At 40.1% G+C, this 17,647-nt stretch carries 16 protein-coding genes and 1 riboswitch; of the genes, 9 read left to right on the top strand and 7 right to left on the bottom strand.

All coding sequences use genetic code 11. From position 1 onward, the window contains the following. The first annotated feature begins 34 nt into the window (after positions 1-34). Together CFS04_RS03610 and CFS04_RS03605 are read left to right on the top strand one after the other, a co-directional pair. Positions 35-406 carry an iron chaperone gene (locus CFS04_RS03610; RefSeq protein WP_088809250.1) on the top strand — a complete coding sequence of 124 codons (372 nt, stop codon included), beginning with the start codon at positions 35-37 and terminating at the stop codon, positions 404-406. Positions 407-593: 187 nt separating this feature from the next. Further along, a complete protein-coding gene (locus CFS04_RS03605) occupies positions 594-1,070 on the top strand; it encodes a hypothetical protein (RefSeq protein ID WP_088809249.1) in 477 nt (158 codons plus the stop codon). 53 nt (positions 1,071-1,123) lie between these two features. Here CFS04_RS03605 and ybaK read toward each other — a convergent pair whose 3' ends face one another. From ybaK to CFS04_RS03585, 4 genes are all read right to left on the bottom strand, one after another. Then, entirely contained in the window at positions 1,124-1,597 is a 474-nt protein-coding gene (ybaK, locus tag CFS04_RS03600) for a Cys-tRNA(Pro) deacylase (protein WP_088809248.1), read from the bottom strand. Between the two features lie 17 nt (positions 1,598-1,614). Then, a complete protein-coding gene (rarD, locus tag CFS04_RS03595; RefSeq protein ID WP_179946378.1) occupies positions 1,615-2,532 on the bottom strand; it encodes an EamA family transporter RarD in 918 nt (305 codons plus the stop codon). Positions 2,533-2,619: 87 nt separating this feature from the next. Then, positions 2,620-3,201 carry a hypothetical protein gene (locus CFS04_RS03590; RefSeq protein ID WP_088809246.1) on the bottom strand — a complete coding sequence of 194 codons (582 nt, stop codon included), beginning with the start codon at positions 3,199-3,201 and terminating at the stop codon, positions 2,620-2,622. A 177-nt stretch (positions 3,202-3,378) separates the two neighbouring features. Then, positions 3,379-3,909: a YceI family protein gene (locus tag CFS04_RS03585; RefSeq protein ID WP_088809245.1), complete on the bottom strand. Its 531-nt coding sequence runs from the start codon at positions 3,907-3,909 to the stop codon at positions 3,379-3,381. Between the two features lie 214 nt (positions 3,910-4,123). On the opposite strand from CFS04_RS03585, the gene CFS04_RS03580 reads away from it, so the two are divergent. Beyond that, complete coding sequence (locus CFS04_RS03580; RefSeq protein WP_088809244.1) at positions 4,124-4,552, top strand: MarR family transcriptional regulator; 429 nt, start codon at positions 4,124-4,126, stop codon at positions 4,550-4,552. Between the two features lie 172 nt (positions 4,553-4,724). Next, positions 4,725-6,074, top strand: coding sequence for a branched-chain amino acid transport system II carrier protein (gene brnQ / locus CFS04_RS03575; RefSeq protein WP_088809243.1), 1,350 nt, complete (start codon positions 4,725-4,727; stop codon positions 6,072-6,074). Between the two features lie 178 nt (positions 6,075-6,252). On the opposite strand, the gene CFS04_RS03570 is transcribed toward brnQ, so the two are convergent. Then, a complete protein-coding gene (locus tag CFS04_RS03570; RefSeq protein ID WP_088809242.1) occupies positions 6,253-7,107 on the bottom strand; it encodes an NmrA family NAD(P)-binding protein in 855 nt (284 codons plus the stop codon). Continuing rightward, positions 7,100-7,549, bottom strand: a complete 450-nt coding sequence (locus CFS04_RS03565) for a MarR family winged helix-turn-helix transcriptional regulator (protein WP_088809241.1) — start codon at positions 7,547-7,549, stop codon at positions 7,100-7,102. The genes CFS04_RS03570 and CFS04_RS03565 overlap by 8 nt, the downstream gene beginning before the upstream one ends. A 249-nt stretch (positions 7,550-7,798) precedes the next feature. Between CFS04_RS03565 and CFS04_RS03560 the strand changes: the two genes are divergently transcribed. Beyond that, a complete protein-coding gene (locus CFS04_RS03560; protein WP_159457881.1) occupies positions 7,799-10,492 on the top strand; it encodes an immunoglobulin-like domain-containing protein in 2,694 nt (897 codons plus the stop codon). A 63-nt stretch (positions 10,493-10,555) separates the two neighbouring features. On the opposite strand, the gene CFS04_RS03555 is transcribed toward CFS04_RS03560, so the two are convergent. Then, positions 10,556-12,022, bottom strand: a complete 1,467-nt coding sequence (locus CFS04_RS03555; RefSeq protein ID WP_088809239.1) for an amino acid permease — start codon at positions 12,020-12,022, stop codon at positions 10,556-10,558. Positions 12,023-12,129: 107 nt separating this feature from the next. Next, positions 12,130-12,317, bottom strand: a riboswitch (Lysine riboswitch). Between the two features lie 670 nt (positions 12,318-12,987). On the opposite strand from CFS04_RS03555, the gene CFS04_RS03550 reads away from it, so the two are divergent. The 4 genes from CFS04_RS03550 to CFS04_RS03535 all read left to right on the top strand — a co-directional run bounded on the left by CFS04_RS03550 (position 12,988) and on the right by CFS04_RS03535 (position 17,599). Next, on the top strand, positions 12,988-14,877 hold the full coding sequence (locus tag CFS04_RS03550) for an endonuclease MutS2 (protein WP_088809238.1): 1,890 nt from the start codon (positions 12,988-12,990) through the stop codon (positions 14,875-14,877). Positions 14,878-15,024: 147 nt separating this feature from the next. After that, positions 15,025-16,014: a YeiH family protein gene (locus CFS04_RS03545; RefSeq protein ID WP_088809237.1), complete on the top strand. Its 990-nt coding sequence runs from the start codon at positions 15,025-15,027 to the stop codon at positions 16,012-16,014. Between the two features lie 15 nt (positions 16,015-16,029). After that, positions 16,030-16,851 carry a LysR family transcriptional regulator gene (locus CFS04_RS03540; RefSeq protein WP_088809236.1) on the top strand — a complete coding sequence of 274 codons (822 nt, stop codon included), beginning with the start codon at positions 16,030-16,032 and terminating at the stop codon, positions 16,849-16,851. A gap of 148 nt (positions 16,852-16,999) precedes the next feature. Beyond that, positions 17,000-17,599 (top strand): GTP pyrophosphokinase family protein, encoded by a 600-nt coding sequence (locus tag CFS04_RS03535; protein WP_088809452.1) that lies wholly within the window; start codon positions 17,000-17,002, stop codon positions 17,597-17,599. Positions 17,600-17,647 lie beyond the last annotated feature (48 nt).

The following is a 17,647-nucleotide window of genomic DNA, read 5'->3' as shown; positions in this document are numbered from 1 at the left end:
TTAAACTAAACGCAACTGAAAGGAGGAAGCAAAAGTGGAAACATTCGAAGATTTTATTGGACAAATTGAGGTGCCCGAACAGCAGGCACGAACTGCTGAAGTGCTAGGTTGGGTGGAGAAGACGTTCCCAAACTTAGGTAAACGAATTGCTTGGAACCAACCGATGTTCACGGATCATGACACATTCATTGCAGGCTTTAGCGTTTCTAAAAAACATTTAGCCATGTCCCCAGAACTTGTTGGCATTGAAGCTTTTTCAGAAGAAATTAAAAAGGCGGGCTACAGCCATACGAAAATGCTCATTCAATTCCCATGGGATAAACCAATTGACTACGACTTATTACGACGGATTATTGAATTTAATATTGAAGACAAAGCGGGCTGTACGACGTTTTGGCGGAAGTAAAAAAAGCGGCATGAAAATTCATGCCGCTTTTCTTTACGGAGAAGTATGCATGTGATTGGTAAAAACAAAAATATGACTTTTTTAAAGTCTTTTTAATTGAAAATACACAAAATTTACATATTTGTGAGTTTGCTATCGTGATATGATAAGAGTGTAAGACTAAACAAAAAAGAATGGAGGAAATGAGATGAAAAAATTGGTTTTAAAAGTTTTTATTGCTAGTATGCTTACGGTTGGGATTATTGGAACATTTGGCTTTTCGACGGGAGATAAAGCTGAAGCCGCGTTTAACCAAACGAATTCTTCATCAGGGCAATATGGTTTTGTTGATGAATTAAGGCAAACAAATTGGTCAATTAAAACATCTGGGTGGCATGGTAACAGAAGTGGATATCCTAGCTACGCTTATATCTTTATTATGAATCGGGATACAGATTTGGAGCTTGGAAGGTATAAAATTGCTAGATCTTACAGACCAGATGTAACAACTGCGTATGGGAATTCAGTAATAGGCTGGGGTGGATTTGGATTAGAAGTTGGTAAAAGTAAGTTCCGCGGAAAACGAATTTACATTATGTCCAGATATACATCTGATCCTAACGGTAATAGAGGCGTATTGTGGGCAGATAGATATTACAATGAAACATGGATAAATGTATGGTGAAAATTATAAAAAGCAGTGTCCTGTTTGAAAAATCAAATAGGACACTGCTTTTTTTACATTGAAATATCCGCAAATTTCCCCCGACAAACCAAGAGCAAATCATTCGCAGCGAGTTCGATTTGCAAGCCGCGTTTGCCTGCGGAAATGAAAATCGTATCGAGCTTTTGTGCCGCTTCATCAATGAATGTTGGGAAGGCTTTTTTCATGCCAACGGGGGAACAGCCACCACGAATGTAGCCAGTCACTTTTTCTAAATCATTCACATGAATCATCTCCACTTTTTTATTGCCGCTGATTTTCGCAAAGGCTTTTAATTGGAGTGTTTGATTCGCTGGAATGCACGCCACGTTGTACCCCGTTTTATCGCCAACCGTCACGAGCGTTTTATAAATTTGTGCGGGATTCCGACCCGTTTCCGTCGCAACATGAACCGCATCTAAGTGGGTTTCATCGACCACGTATTCATGGAGCGAATAGGAAATTTTCTTTTGATCAAGCATTCGACACGCGTTTGTTTTGTGTACCAAAATTCTCACCTCAAAACTTATTTTGAAGCCGCCGATTTTAGTTGCTTCGTTTTAGCGTTTAAATAAATATGAGAAATCGTAAAGACTAAAATTGCCGCCCAAATACAAATAAAGGCCATAAGTTGTACCTTGTCAAAACTTTCTTTATACAGAAGAACGCCTAAAATCAGCATCAATGTTGGCCCGATGTATTGCAGGAAGCCAACCATCGTATAGCTGATTTTCTTCGCTGCCGTCGCGAAAAGTAGGAGTGGAATCGCTGTTACAATCCCAGCGCCAACCATAATGAAATCGATGCTTACAGAATAACTCATAAAGAAATTTTTGGAGAAAAATAGTAAATAAATAAGTGCAAACGGCGTTATAATTACTGTTTCAAGAGTTAATCCCGTCCATACTGAAACCGAAATAAATTTTTTAATTAAACCATACAGACTAAAGGAAATCGCCATGCCTAGAGCCGCATAAGGCACCGTGCCCTGATGGTACGTCAAAATGACAACACCAATAAAAGCGAGCGAAACCGCAATGACTTCCCCGCGACTTAAACGTTCTTTCAAAAAAATAGTCGCAATGAGCACATTGACGAGCGGATTAATATAATAGCCGAGACTCGCTTCTGTCACGTGACCACTATTGACTGTGAAAATAAAAATGAACCAGTTGACTGTAATTAAAACAGCCGCGAGCGTAATGAGTGTAGCTGTTTTTGGTCTTTTAAAAACAGCTTTGATTTCAAGGTAAACCTCGTTTGATTTGCGCAAAATCGCAATTAAAAACACCATGAAAACAAAGGACCAAACAATGCGATAAGCTAAAATCTCCATTGCCGGAACTTCCGTTGCGAGTTTCCAATACATCGGCAAAATGCCCCATAAAACATAGGCGAGCGCCCCCGCAATAACGCCGATTAATTTTTCGTTTTTATTCATAATGTCCCTCTTTCTCTAAAAAATAGCAATACACCATTTTAACGCATTTTTGGGAAGAAAACTAGGGACCTGCTCATAAAATTGGATTTCCTATGCTTCAGCCTCAGCCAAAACAAGCGAATCTAAGCCAGCAATTAGTAAAGCAACGCCTTCGATGTAAGACTTGATTTGGTCGATATTTTTAAGCAAAAGGTCTGTAGAAGCAGGGATGTTTTGCCAGTCCGATTCAAAGGACCCTTTAGGTAGGATATTTTTCAAATCTGCAAGCGAGTGTTTTGCTAAAATATCAGCCGATTTAATATAGAGTAAATAGGCCGATTCTAAGCGGTGAGAAGCTTCCAAATTAAGCGCTTCTTGATAAAAAGAAGCAAATTCCGGATTTTGTTCATGTAAATCATTGATGAAAGGCTGATTTTGGGAGTCATGCACGGTTAAATAAGTGGTTTTTAATTCATTATCTACTTTTTCAATTTGGAATTTTTCTAAAAATACATCGTGACAGGATAAGCATTCTATGAGCAAGCCTAGCACTTCATCTTTGGAATTTAATGTAGAAGAAAGCACGGTTAAATGTTTACTTGAATGACATGACGGGCAAAATGTTGGGAAATTTACACGGCAAGTTTGAAAGCTTTTTGATTGACTCAGTTGAACTTGAAAAACGTAATTCATTGATGGGGTACAGCTCCTTTTTCTTTCTAATTATTAGTTTTTAAGTATAGCATAAAGAGGAGCGTGCTAAATTGCAAATTGGTGATTATGAAGCGTTCTTTTTGACAATTTAAAGAACTTTTTAGTTAATAAATGAAATCCCCCCTGAAAGAATTTTCTTTCAGGGGGGATTTGTGCTTATTTAGAAGCTTCAATTTGAATATTTAATTTGACTTCATCGCCGATTAGAACGCCGCCAGTTTCAAGCGCTGCATTATAGTTTAGACCAAAGTCTTTACGGTTGAATTTGCCTCGTCCTTCAAAACCAGCTACGATATTTCCAGTATTTGGATCTTTTCCAGAACCTTCAAATGTAACGTGTAGTTGCAACGGTTTTGTAACATCGCGAATAGTTAAATCACCTGTTACTTCATATTCATTGTCACCATCTGGCGTGATTTCAGTTGAAACAAAAGTGATGTGTGGGTATTTTTCTACATTAAAGAAGTCATCACTTTTTAGATGTCCATCACGCTGTGCTTGACGAGTATCTACACTTTCTGCGTCAACAGTAAATTTGATTTTGGCATCAGTTAAGTCTTCAGGATTCATTTGAACGTCTGCTTCAAATTTTTTAAACACGCCTTTCACTTTTGATACCATCATGTGTTTCACTTGAAACTCAATTGAAGTGTGTGCAGGGTCAATATTCCATTTTTCTACTGTCATGTTTGTCATTCCTCCATTTTTTTCTATTTACATTCTTTGTATTCACTTAAAAAAGTGAGTTTAAACGTAAAATGTTATTGTTTATAAATAAACTATACAACACTTACAAAATATAAGCAACTAATAAAACGTAAAAATTGTTTTTTAGTTAGGATTTTGTAAATTTCCACTTAAATGCTTATTTTTCCTTTAAAATAAAGGTGGAGGTGCTACTATGCAAATAAAAGAAAGTAAGGTTGAGCAAATGAAAGAACTGGTTTCTAGTTATATGCGCGTACAAAAAGCAATGAAAGCATTAACGAGAGAACATCAAAACAGCATGGGCATGTCATATGAACAACTCCGAATTTTAAAAATTTGTGCAGAACATGAAAAGGTTCTTTTGCGCGAGATTTTGTATGAAGTAAAAGGCAAACATCAGATTATCGCGGCTAACATACGTGGGCTAACTGAAAGAGGCTTACTTCAAGTAAGAGATTTTCAATTAACTTTAACGGAAAAAGGAAAGATGATTTTACGTGAAGATGAAATGAATACTTACATTTACAAAGCTTTTATGAAAATTTGTACAGAACTTAAAGAAGAGGAGCTAGAAAATATGTGGCGCTATAATCAAAAAGTTGTGGATTTATTAAATCGCTAATTTTCTGACAAATCTGCTTTTTGAAGAAAATAAATGAAATTGTCCCGATTTGTTCGAAAATAAAGCTGTTCCAAGCATTACAAATAGGCTAAAATGACTGTTTGCTATTGCTTTTGACCCAGATAATCTGTATGGTAGAGGAACAAGACAGATTTTGAAAGGGAGATATCATTTGAATAAACAGCTATCATTTTCGGCCTATTTCTTTATTGGCCTCATGCTTTTCGCATTATTTTTTGGAGCAGGTAACCTGATTTTTCCAGCTCATTTAGGACAGTTAGCGGGAACTAACGTGTGGGTGGCGATAACAGGATTTTTACTTACTGGGGCTGGCTTACCACTTCTTGGTGTGCTAGCAATTGGCATTTCGGGAAGCAATGATTTGCAAAGCTTAGCAAGTCGTGTGCACCCTATTTACGGCATTCTATTTACAGTCGTTCTCTATTTAACAATTGGGCCATTTTTTGCTTTACCTCGTACGGGGACAGTTTCTTTTGAAATTGGAGTGGCACCATTTTTAAATGAAGGAAGTCATACGTTTGCGCTTTTCATTTTCACGCTCATCTTTTTTGGGATATCATTGTGGCTATCACTTTCGCCATCGAAAATTGTTGATCGTGTTGGGAAGTACTTAACACCAGCACTACTCATTTTTATTTTCATTTTAATCGTGGCGGCGCTCGTGAAACCACTCGGAGAGCAAACTGCGCCAACAGGTGAATATATGACTTCACCATTTTCCACTGGTTTTGTTAGTGGCTATAACACGATGGATGCGCTCGCTTCACTTGTGTTTGGGATTATTGTTATCAATGCAATTAAATCGTACGGGGCAAAATCAAAACGCGAGATTGCGGCAGCCTGTTTAAAAACCGGACTTATCGCGGTAGGTTTTTTGGCCGTCATTTATATTTTTGTAGCTTATATCGGGTCCATGAGTGTGGACCGCCTCGGACTTTTCGATAACGGAGGACCTATTTTATCCGGAGCGGCTTCGTTCTATTTTGGTTATTTTGGTAAGATTTTGCTAGCGATTATTATTACGCTTGCGTGCTTGACGACGAGTATTGGGTTGATTACAGCTTGTTCGAGTTACTTCCAGAAGCTGTTTCCGAAACTTAAATATCAAACATACGTGATTGTATTTTCAGTGTTTTCCTGCCTTGTTGCAAACGTTGGGCTTGCGAACTTGATTGAGTTTTCGTTACCTGTACTTATGATGATTTATCCGCTAACGATTGTGCTCATTCTGCTCACGTTCCTTAATCCTTTGTTTAAAGGGCGCCGAGTGGTTTATGTGACCACGATTTGTTTTACGGCCGTCATCTCGATTTTGGAAGGGGCAAAAGCGATAAAACTTCCTATTGATGGCATTCACGCGTTTTTCAGAGGTTTCATTCCGTTTTATGACATTTCGATGGGCTGGTTAACGTTTGCGGTAGTTGGATTTGTTGTCGGAGTCATTTTAGCGCTTGTTACAAAGCCAACTGTGGAGCCTGTTCATAACGAGATTAACGTGTAAGGAGATAAGATAATGTTTTCAGTTGTACTTAGCATTATTCTCATTGCAACGCCATTTTTATTAATTTGGTTAGGCCTCTCTATTTTTAAAAAGAAAAATGGATAAAAAATAAGCATGAATCCAGTAATAGTCATTTTTAAGATGATATTATGACGGGATTCATGCTTATTTATTTTGCTTATTGAAAGTACGCTTGATAATCTAAAGCATACTGTTCGAAAGAAGTGGGTGTTCTGCCAAGTAATTGTTCTAAATCTGTCGTCACTTTTTTCGCGTTCCCTAATTGCGTAATAAAATACAACATCACCATAACATTAACAAATTCTTTCGGTTCGCCGCGTTTAATCATTGTAGAACGGAATTTTAATAAGCTCGGTTTGCTATAAGTGATAGCCCGGCCTAGCGTCTTCGTCAAAATTTGAGCTATCTCCTCATAAGTTAGCGCTTTAGAGCCAGTTAAGTCAAAGGCTTTCCCCGTATATTTGCCAGTGTCAAGGAGACAGATGGCTGCCGCTTCCCCAATATCACGTGTATCAATGAAGCTCGTTTTCGCTTTTCCAGCCGGAATAAACAAATCATCCCATTTTTGAATATCTTCTAGGTGGGTCGTGTTTAAGTTTTGCATGAAGAAGCTTGGACGCAAAAACGTATACGGTAGCTCTAAACGCACCATTTCTTTTTCGATTTTATGATGCGGCGTGACAGGATTTTTTTCAACCCCGAGTAACGAGACAAATACAACATGTGAAACCTTTTTTTCTTTTAAAAAAGATAGGAAAGGAAAAATTTCTTCCTTCGGTTTAGCAAGCTGTGGCGGCCTGATGAAAAAAACTTTTTCCGCTTTTCCTAAAGCGAATTCATACGTTTCTGTTCGCAGAAAATCGAAATGGACGTGCGTAATTTGATCCGTAGGTGCAGGCAAATTGTTCTCTTTCGAGGTAGCTGCGCGAACGTGAATATTTTCCTTCATTAACGTGCTAACAACCGTTTCACCAATATTCCCACTTGCGCCAATAACTAATATTTCAGTCATCATGATCACCTCGTTTTATTTGTTTTTCAAGCAATTGGAGCAGCGCATATTTTTCTTCCTCCGAATAGGGACGCAAAAATTGTTTCATCACTTCTTCACTCTTTTTTTCAAAAAAGGGGAGGTTGTCGTGTGCTTTTTTTGTGAGCGTTAGAATTGTTGCGCGTCTGTCCATTGGATGTTCCGTCCTTGTAACCCAGCCATTTTTTTCAAGCCTTGAGACAATACCTGACATTGTTGGTTTATCAAAACCTAATTCGTCAGCAAGGAAAGAACTTGTTTGTTTTAAGCGTAATTTTTCATTTTCAGAACCCCATTCAAGCTGTTTTAGTACGGCCCACTGCGCGCTTGTAATGCCGTATTTCTCTAAACTACTTGATAAATCATAGCGCAATTCCTTAGCGGTTTTCATAAGTAGATAGCCGATATGATTAAGTGTATGCATGAACTCCCTCCTTATATAGTTAGTATACTAACTATATAGGGAAGAAGCAACTATTTACGAGTATTGGGATAACTATGAGTACTATATTTGCGTAAAAAAGATAAAAATACACTCATTTTGATACTTTTCTAGATTGTTTGTCACAAAATCGTCAAAAAATCAAAAGTGATTTGTATAAATTCCCCACGGGTAAAGCAGTGGTTGATTGTATGATTAACGTATAGTATTTGAATGGAGGAATTAAATCTAATGACGAAAAAAAAGAAATTAAAGAAAAGTATGTTAGCTGTTTCTTCAACGATATTTTTAACTAATTTAATCATGATTCCTATCAGTTCTGGAGTAAAGGCTGTTTCGAATCTCCCTACGACAAACCTTCAAGCTTCACCTGCTGTAATTTCATTGGTAAACGGCGATTTTGAGAACCCTCATTTTACAGCAAGTTATAAGTTATATAATCAAAGTAGTGTACCTGGATGGCAAACAACTGCTAGTGATGGGAAAATTGAATTACAACGAAATATTGATAATACGAAACCACAATCTGGCACACAGTGGGCTGAGCTGAATGCCTATGAAGCTAGTGCGTTGTATCAAGATATTCCCACTACACCAGGTGTTACAGTGCACTGGCAAGTGTATCATAAAGGGCGAATGGGTGATGATACGGCAGTCGTAGAGTTTGGTGCACCAGGAGGAACTATGACTCAGCAAGCGGAAATGACAGACGGAAATACAGAATGGGGACTTCACAAAGGCACATACACAATTCCAGAAGGCCAAACGACAACCCGTTTTCAATTCCGAGCAGTGTCTTCAGCGGGAGGAAATAAAGCTATAGGAAACTTACTAGATAATGTTCAGTTTGCGACGCAATCTGTGCTTCAAGTAGAAGGAGCTTTTTCAGAAGCAAGTACGAAAGTTAATAAAGATGTTAATTATAATATAAAGGCTACGAATGTTGGAGGAATGGCAGCTACAAGTAATACATTTTCTGTCAAAATCCCAGAAGAATTAACCTATACACCAGGAAGCTTATCATCGTCAGACACAAGCATAACTGGTGAAAGCTATGATGAGGCGACCCGCACATTAACTTTCACAACAGGGAAAGTTGAAAATAATACCTCAATAAACATTACGGTTCCTTTAAAAGGTGCGACGGAAGTATCTTCGGTTACACCTGATACGACAGTAGTGTACCATGATGAGAATTTTGAAGAGGACACGTATACGGCAGACGGAACCGATCAGTCTGTAGCAGTCACAAGTAATGATGTACCTGTCATTCAAGGTGAGCAGGAAACTATTATCCAACCCAATGTTGAGTTTGATCCGATGAAAACAATTCAAGCGACAGATAAAGAAGATGGCGATTTAACTAGCCAAGTAAAAGTAATAGATAATCCAGTGAACACAGGAGTGTCTGGAACTTATGAAGTCACTTATGAAGTCACAGATAGTGATGGAAATAAGGCAACATTTACTCGTCAAGTTGTTGTGGAAGGGGCACCCGTTTTTTCTGGAAACAATGAAGTACGCTTAAATCCAGATGATACATTTGATCCATTGGCAGATATTCAAGCAACAGATAAAGAAGATGGCAATGTGACAGATAAAATAAAAGTGACAAGTAATCATGTAGAGGAAGGTATTCCTGGCACGTATGAAGTGACGTATGAGGTGGCAGATAGCGCTGGAAATATCACGACCTACACGCGTACAGTCATTGTGACCGAGGCGCCTCAAATTACAGGAGAAAGTACGACTCGTTTGAATCCTACTGATGAATTTGATCCAATGAGTACAATTCAAGCGACAGATAAAGAAGACGGCAATCTTACAAACCAAGTCAAAGTAACGAGCAACTCCGTAGAAAAAGGCGTTCCCGGAACGTACAAAGTAAGTTATGAAGTGACTGATAGTGATGGTAATAAGGCTTTGTTTGACCGTTCAGTTACCGTGACAGAAGCACCTGAAATTACAGGAGAAAAAGTGACACGCTTAAATCCGAATGATGAATTCGATCCAATGAGTACGATTCAAGCAACAGATAAAGAAGACGGTGAAATGACAGATCAAATCAAAGTGACAAGCAATACGATTAACAAAGCGGCATCAGGGACGTACGAAGTAAGCTACGAGGTGACCGATAGTGATGGAAACAAGACGACTTTTACTCGTACGGTTATTGTGACTGAAGCGCCCGTAATGACAGGAGAAAAAGAAATTCGTTTAAATCCAACTGATACATTCGATCCGATGAAAGATATTCAGGCAACAGATAAAGAAGATGGCGATGTTACCGAACAAATCAGAGTCGTAAATAATGAAGTACAACAAGGAAATCCAGGAACCTATGAAGTGACGTATGAAGTCATTGATAGTGATGGAAACAAGACAACATTTGATCGTACAGTTATCGTAACAGAAGCACCTGAAATCACCGGAGAAAAGATAATTCGTCTACAAGAAGGCGATGCGTTTGACCCAATGAGCGATATACAGGCTACAGATAAAGAAGATGGCGATATTACGAGCCAAATGAAAGTAGTGAGTAACGAAGTTGATACGAGTAAGCCAGATGCTTATGAAGTGACCTATGAAGTCACAGATAGTGATGGAAATACAACAAACTTCCAACGAATCGTTATCATTACAGAGCTTCCTGTTAATCATAATGATGACACTGATTCTTCAAAGCAAGATAAGAACAATACAGATACAGAGGACCCGGCAGAAGTGATTAAAGCAGGTTTAGGCAACACGAATCCCATTTCCATAGAGCAAAGCCAACCAAAAGCATATAGCAGCACACCGACAGTTAAAGAAGTCACAAAAGATGCTTTGCCTAAAACAGGAGATAGTGAACCTGCTGCAGCTGGATTAATTGGGCTAGGATTACTAGCTATCGGAAGTCTGTTCTTTTGGAGAAAAAAATAAGTGTAGCTAGATAAAATGAAAATCACCCTTATCCTAAGATGGAGGGTGATTTTTTTATGTGATTTACATTTTCTTGTGGTCAAATTCGGCTTCTTCAAGCGGAATAATTTTGGTCTTCTTCGTCAATTTGTAAGAGAGCCAAAAGATGAAGAAAATGGGTAATCCAATATAGGAGATGCCGATTTTTTGCCACCAGGCGGCGCTTGTGAAATCAGGATTTAAAAAGGAATTGTAATCTTGACCGATGATGACTAAAATACATAAAATGAGCGCGAGTATCGGTCCGAATGGGAAGAATTTCGCTCGGTATTTCAGTTCGTTTAAATCATGACCTTGTTTAATAAATGCACGGCGGAAGCGGTAATGACTAATGGCGATACCGACCCAGGCGATGAAACCAGTTAAGCCAGATGCGCTAAGCAGCCATGTATAAATGACCGTCCCATTTTCACTTAAAGTAGTGACAAAAGTAAGTGCCCCAACAATTGTTGTTACTACAAGGGCAGCCATTGGAATACCACGGTGGTTTACTTTAGACAAAAATTGTGGCGCTTTGCGGTCTTTTGCCATCGACCAAAGCATACGCGTTGAAGCATACAAGCCAGAGTTCCCAGCGGACAAAACGCTCGTTAAAATGACGGCATTCATGACAGACGCCGCAAACGCTAAACCAGCTTTTTCAAAAACGAGCGTAAACGGACTAATCGCCACATCAGTTGCCTCACCGCCAAGCAAATTCGGGCTCGTATAAGGGATAATCAGACCAATCACGAAAATCGCAAAAATATAAAATAGCAAAATCCGCCAGAAAACTTGTTTAATCGCCTTCGGAACGCTTTTTTCTGGTGTTTCACTTTCCCCAGCTGCAATACCAACAAGCTCTGTCCCTTGGAAGGAAAAGCCGGCGATGAGGAATGTTCCAAGTATCGCGAAAAATCCGCCTTTAAATGGTGCCTCTCCAACTGTGAAGTTTTTAAACCCGATGAATTCCCCGCCAAGAATCCCAAAAATCGTCAAAACGCCGACGATAAGGAAGACAATAACGGTGGCCACTTTGATAATGGAAAACCAATACTCGGATTCCCCGTAAGCCCGTACAGATAAGGCATTTAATCCAAAAATAAGCACTAAGAAAATGGCACTCCAAAGCCAAGCTGGCGTATCTGGTAACCAAAACTGCACGATGAGTGCAGCCGTTGAAATATCGACGGCGAGTGTAATTGCCCAGTTAAACCAGTAATTCCAGCCGAGCGCAAAGCCAAAAGCGGGATCAACAAATCGCGTGGCGTACGTGCTAAAAGACCCCGATACGGGCATATACGTAGCCATTTCGCCAAGACTTGTCATCAGGAAAAATACCATCAATCCAATGGCTGCATACGCCACAAGCGCCCCGCCTGGTCCCGCTGTCGCTATCGCATTTCCACTTGCAAGAAACAACCCAGTTCCAATGGATCCCCCAATCGCAATCATCGATAAATGTCGTGTTTGAAGAGAACGCTTAATCTCCCCACTTGATTTTTTCTTCAATTATAAAACTCCTTTTTTGTCTAAATTTCGCGCTGTATCAGGACTTTCTAATCATATAAAAAACCCCGTCTTATGGCTATAAGGCGGGGATAACATACAAAGCATCCTTGTCAGATAGCGCACCTACTAAAAAAGACTATTTTAGTAGCAGTCCAGCCGCTTTCGCAAACCGTCCCAGCAAAATAAACCGCAAAAATTCATTTTACTTCGGCAAATCTCCTTTTCCATTTCTATCAATAGCGTTTCGCGCGCTTCAAGAAATCTACTTGTGATCTTTGCAACCTCTACCTCACCAGTGATGAGGATTTTATTTAATTACTTGTACTATCTTAAAGGAAAAAGCCTAATAAATCAACCCTTTATTGAAAGTAAATGAAAGAGCGAAGGTTGACAAAAAACCCCCTACCTTGTATTCTGTTAGAGAAAGAAAGTTTAGCGTCCAAACAAATAATCGAGGTGCTTTTTGTGAGTGTAGTTATATCTTAAATTAGGAAATGAATCAACCAATTAAATTTTTCAAAAACGAAAGTTTATTTGGTTTGCCTATGAAGATACCTAACTCTTTCAAAACATTTACGATTATGACTATCATAATTTGATATGTTTATGAAACTGCAAAGGTGTTTGCAGTTTTTTGCTGCACCTCTTAGCACTTCAGTGCTTAGAGGTGCAGTACAAGGCCGAACAAGGTGAGGCGTTGATCCAAGGATTCTCTTAGCGCTTCAGCGCTTAGAGGTGCAGTACAAGGTTGAGCAAAGCGAAACGTTGCTCCAAAGTCCTCTTAGCACTTTTAGCGCTTAGAGGTGCAGTACAAGGCCGAACAAGGTGAGGCGTTGATCCAAGGATTCTCTTAGCACCTTCAGCGCTTAAAGACGCAAGCAAAGCGAAACGTTTTAAACACCTAAAACCAAAATTCAGGACGCACCAAGGTATCTTCCACTTTTAAACAAAGGAGATTGGAAGAAATGAATACAGAAACTTATCAAAAACTAGGCTTTAACGAATTAATGACACGCCTAAGTGAAAACTGCGTGAGCAACGTTGCAAAAGAAAAAACGCAGGCAGGGCATATATATAGAACGAAAAAATCCATCGCGCATAAATTAGCGGAGACTTCCGAAGCGCGGACAATTTTAAATAGTGGACAAAATTTGCCGCTTGCGGGCGTTAGCCATATTGACCAGCTCATCGGGAAAATCGACCGGGGGCAGGAACTGATGCCGCAAGAGCTTACTCTGATAGCTGATTTTTTGCGGAGTACAAGACGTGTGAAGCAATTTATGGAGAAAAATGAACATGTTGCGCCGATTTTAATGGGTTATTCGGGGAGCATTGAAAGTTTCATGGACGTAGAAGATGAAATTTATGCGGCGATTCGAAATGGCGAAGTGGTGAATGAGGCGAGCCGTGCGTTACGGAAAGTTCGGAAAGCGATTTTAGACACACAAGAGAAGATTTCTGAACGGCTTGAAAAATTCATGAAGAACAGCCAAAACCGCAAATATATCCAAGAATTTTTTGTGAGCAAAAAAAATGATCGCTATACGGTGCCAATTAAAGCGAGTTTCCAAAAATTTGTTCCGGGTGCGATTGTCGAATCGTCTGGGAAGGGAACGACGGTTTTTATTGAGCCAGAAGCGGTGCGGAAGCTAAATGACGAACTTGTTGGCCTTTACGCATGGGAAAGCGCGGAAGTTTATCAGATTTTGATGACGTTAACTGGAAGTATCATTGAAAAACTAGACGGTATTAAGCATAACAAAGATGTTATCGCCGAATTCGACTTTATTTTTGCTAAAGGGAAGCTCTCTAGACAAATGGAAGGCATTTCACCGAGCATCAATGAAAATGGCATTATTCGGCTGAAAAATGCACGGCATCCGTTTCTTTTAGGGACAGATCATGTGCCGCTGCAATTTGAAATTGGGGAGAATTACCGAAGTCTTGTCATTACAGGGCCAAATGCTGGCGGGAAAACGGTTGTGCTGAAAACCATTGGGCTGCTTACGCTAATGATGATGGCAGGCTTGCACATTCCGGCAGATGAGGGGGCGGAAATGGCGATTTTCGACGGCGTTTTCGTGGACATTGGCGACAACCAAAGTATCGAAAATGCGCTCAGCACGTTCTCTTCGCATATGCGCAACATCGCGGACATCGTGTCACGCACGAATAAACAAACACTGCTTCTTTTGGATGAAATTGGAAGTGGGACTGAGCCGAATGAAGGAGCGGCACTCGCGGTCGCGATTTTAGAAGCGTGCTACAAAAAAGGTGCGACGACCATTGCGACGACCCATTATGCGGAAATCAAAAAATATGGCAGCGAACATCCCGACTTCATGAATGCGCGTATGGCGTTCAATCAGGAAACGCTCGAACCGAAATATCAGCTTATCATTGGCGAATCTGGGGAAAGCAATGCGCTTTTCATTGCCAAAAAAATGAATTTGGATGACAAAATCATTCGCCAAGCTTCGCGCTACATGACATCAAAAGATTACGTGTATGAAAAAATCACGGTCCGAAAAGTCGAACAAGACGTGCGCGAACCACAAATTGAATTTGCGAAAGGCGACCGAGTTGAGCTTTTAGAAACAAAAGAAGTTGGCCTCGTTTACGCGCAGGACAAAGATGACGTGACCGTTTTTGCGGGCGGCAAGCAAGTTGTTGTACGCGCCAAACGACTGGCTAGACTCGCTAAAGCAAGCGACCTGTACCCGGCCGACTACGATCTGGACTCCCTTTTTACATCTTTCGCTGAACGCAAAGAAGCACGCGATTTCGAACGTGGCTCCAAAAAAGCGCTGCGGAAAGTGCAGAAGGAAATAAAGAGGACAATTGATGACGATTGATTGTGCGTGTAAAGTTGAGAGCAATCTAAAATGATTGCTCTTTTTTTGTTATTAAAATACTTAATTAAAATCATTTATTATTACTATTTTATTTAATCGTAAAAATCTTTTATACTTAAAGTAAGATATTGAACGAGGAGGATAAAAATGATTTTTGCGAAACAAAGTTTTTGGATTGCGGCGGCAGTGACGCTTATCTGTTCGCTTGCGGGGAAATATTTGGCGCTTTTGCCAGGATTTAGTTTGGTGGGGGCGCTTGTGATTGCGCTTTTGTTTGGAATGCTTTTTCAAGTGAGTCGGCCGGTCATTCAGAAGAGCGAAATTGGGATGGCGTTTATCTCCAATAAATTTTTGCGGCTGGGAATTATTTTGTTGGGGTTTCGGCTCAACTTAAAAGTGCTTGCTGAATCAGGCGTGAAGACGATTTTACTGGCACTCGTTGTGGTTACTGGAATGATTTTTTTAACCTACTATTTGTGTCGGTTGTTTAAAGTGGATGAGAAGCTCGCCATTTTAACGGCAAGTGGCTGCGGGATTTGCGGAGCGGCGGCTGTGATGGGCGTGTCGCCGGAAGTGAAGGCGAATAAAGATGATTCGGTGCTTGCGGTCGCGGTCGTTTGTATTTTAGGCACAGTGTTTACGCTCATTGAAATTGGTTTGAAGCCGTGGCTTGGTTTGTCGCCGACGCAATTTGGTGTGATGAACGGGGCGTCTTTACATGAGATTGCTCATGCGGTGGCAGCGGGGAGTTCAAGCGGGTCTGCGGCACTTGATGCGGCTTTAATTACGAAGTTGTCACGTGTCATTTTGCTAGCACCAGTCGCGATTTTTGTTGGCATGTGGTTCGGGCGTAAGGAAAGCCGGGCAGAAGGGAAGCGCAAACTCCCAATCCCGTGGTTTATGGTTGGCTTTTTGCTCGCGAGCGTAGCGGGAACGTTTTTACCACTTGGCGATGCACTATTAAACGGGCTTGTGAGCGCTGCTTATATTTTTCTTGGCATGGCGATGGCCGCGCTAGGCATGAGTGTGAATTTCAAGGTCATTCGGGCACGTGGGGGCAATGTTTTTCTAGCGGCAAGCATTAGTTCAGCTGTGCTGTTCGGCTTTTCATTTTTGGCAAGCAAATTCTTTTTTTAATCAGGAGGAGAAGTGATGTTTCAACTTTTAGAAACGTTTACGACTGTTTATGAGGAGCAAAATTTCACGAAAGCAGCGAAAAAACTTTATATTTCGCAGCCAACGATTTCCGTGCATATTGAAAAATTAGAACAGGATTTGGGAATAAAGCTGTTTTTGCGAAGTGGTAATAATCGCATTACGCCGACAAAAGCGGCTGATTTCTTATATGAAAAAGCCACGCAAATGAAAAACAACTGGAGCGGGATACTAAGCGAACTTGCGCGTCTTGATGGCGGCGAGCGCAAAAAGTTCAAAATTGCCGCATCGCAAACGATTGGCGATTTTCTCTTACCGCAAATTTTAAAGCCGCTCACAGATCAATTTCCGCACGTCGATTTCAACTTTTTTATCGAAAATTCGAGTCACGTGTTTCATTCGGTGCACATGCTAGACGCCGATATTGGGCTCGTGGAGTCGCCGGAAATTGTGCCAGGCGTGGAGCGGGAAATTTTCATGTGGGATGAAATGGTCGTTTTTGGCAGCCCGGAAAATAAGACGTGGATTTTCAGAGAAAAAGGGTCTGGTATTCGGGCGTATACAGACCAGTATTTACTAGAGGAAAATATCCAACCTGAAGAAAAAATGGTAATTAACCATAACGCGATGATTCACCAGGCGATTGAGCTTGGACTTGGTCGCACGCTGCAATCAAAATTCGTCACGCACTCTGAACAGGTGACGCAAGAAAAAACGGATTTGAATCGACCGTTTTATTTGATTACAAGCGAACAAAATCGAAATTTAGACTTAGAGATAAAAGAATGTGTTTTTAAGCTTTTAGGGGATTTAAAGTAAAAATCTCATGAGAAATATATAAGTTTTTTTACATTTTGGCACTACTTCCCGAGAAAATGTAGTAACATAGAGGGTGAGAAGTTTGAGAGGAGATTAAGTGGTGGAACAACAACCTTCAGTAAACGAACTAAAAGAGTGGCGGGACCTCATGTTAATGCACCGTTTTGCGCTTGAGGAAGTCAATACAAAGCTTAAAATTTTAAATGAAGAGTTTCAGTTTTTGCATGATTATAATCCGATGGAGCATATTAAATCGCGTGTGAAATCGTTTGAAAGTATTGGGGCAAAACTCGAAAAGAAACAAGTGGATATTACGCCAGAAAACGCTCGCAAACATGTACACGATATTTCAGGGATACGTGTGAGTTGCTCTTTTGTATCAGATATTTTTAAAATTAAAGAGATGCTTGAAAACCAAAATGATTTGAAGATTTTACGCGAAAAAGATTACGTTACGCATCCGAAGCCGAATGGCTATAGAAGTTTGCATTTATTATGTGAGGTACCGATTTTCTTAACAAACCGTGTAGAAAAAATTGTCGTTGAGATTCAAATTCGCACCGTTGCGATGGATTTTTGGGCGAGTTTAGAACATAAGATTTATTATAAGTACAAACAAGAGGCGCCGGAGCGTTTAGTAAACGAGCTTCGTGCGGCGGCGAAAATTGTGACGGAACTTGATGATAAAATGAAGAATTTGAATGATGAAATTGAAAAATATAAACTGGAACAAGAAGAAAATAATTAGTTTGACGCGTGAATGATTAACTCGGTTAATTGTTTGCGCGTTTTTGTA

The sequence above is a fragment of the Listeria sp. ILCC796 genome, assembly GCF_900186175.1.
Taxonomy (GTDB): Bacteria; Bacillota; Bacilli; order Lactobacillales; family Listeriaceae; genus Listeria; species Listeria goaensis.
The sequence above is the reverse complement of the archived record's forward strand: the minus strand, read 5'-3'. Positions and strand labels throughout refer to the sequence as shown.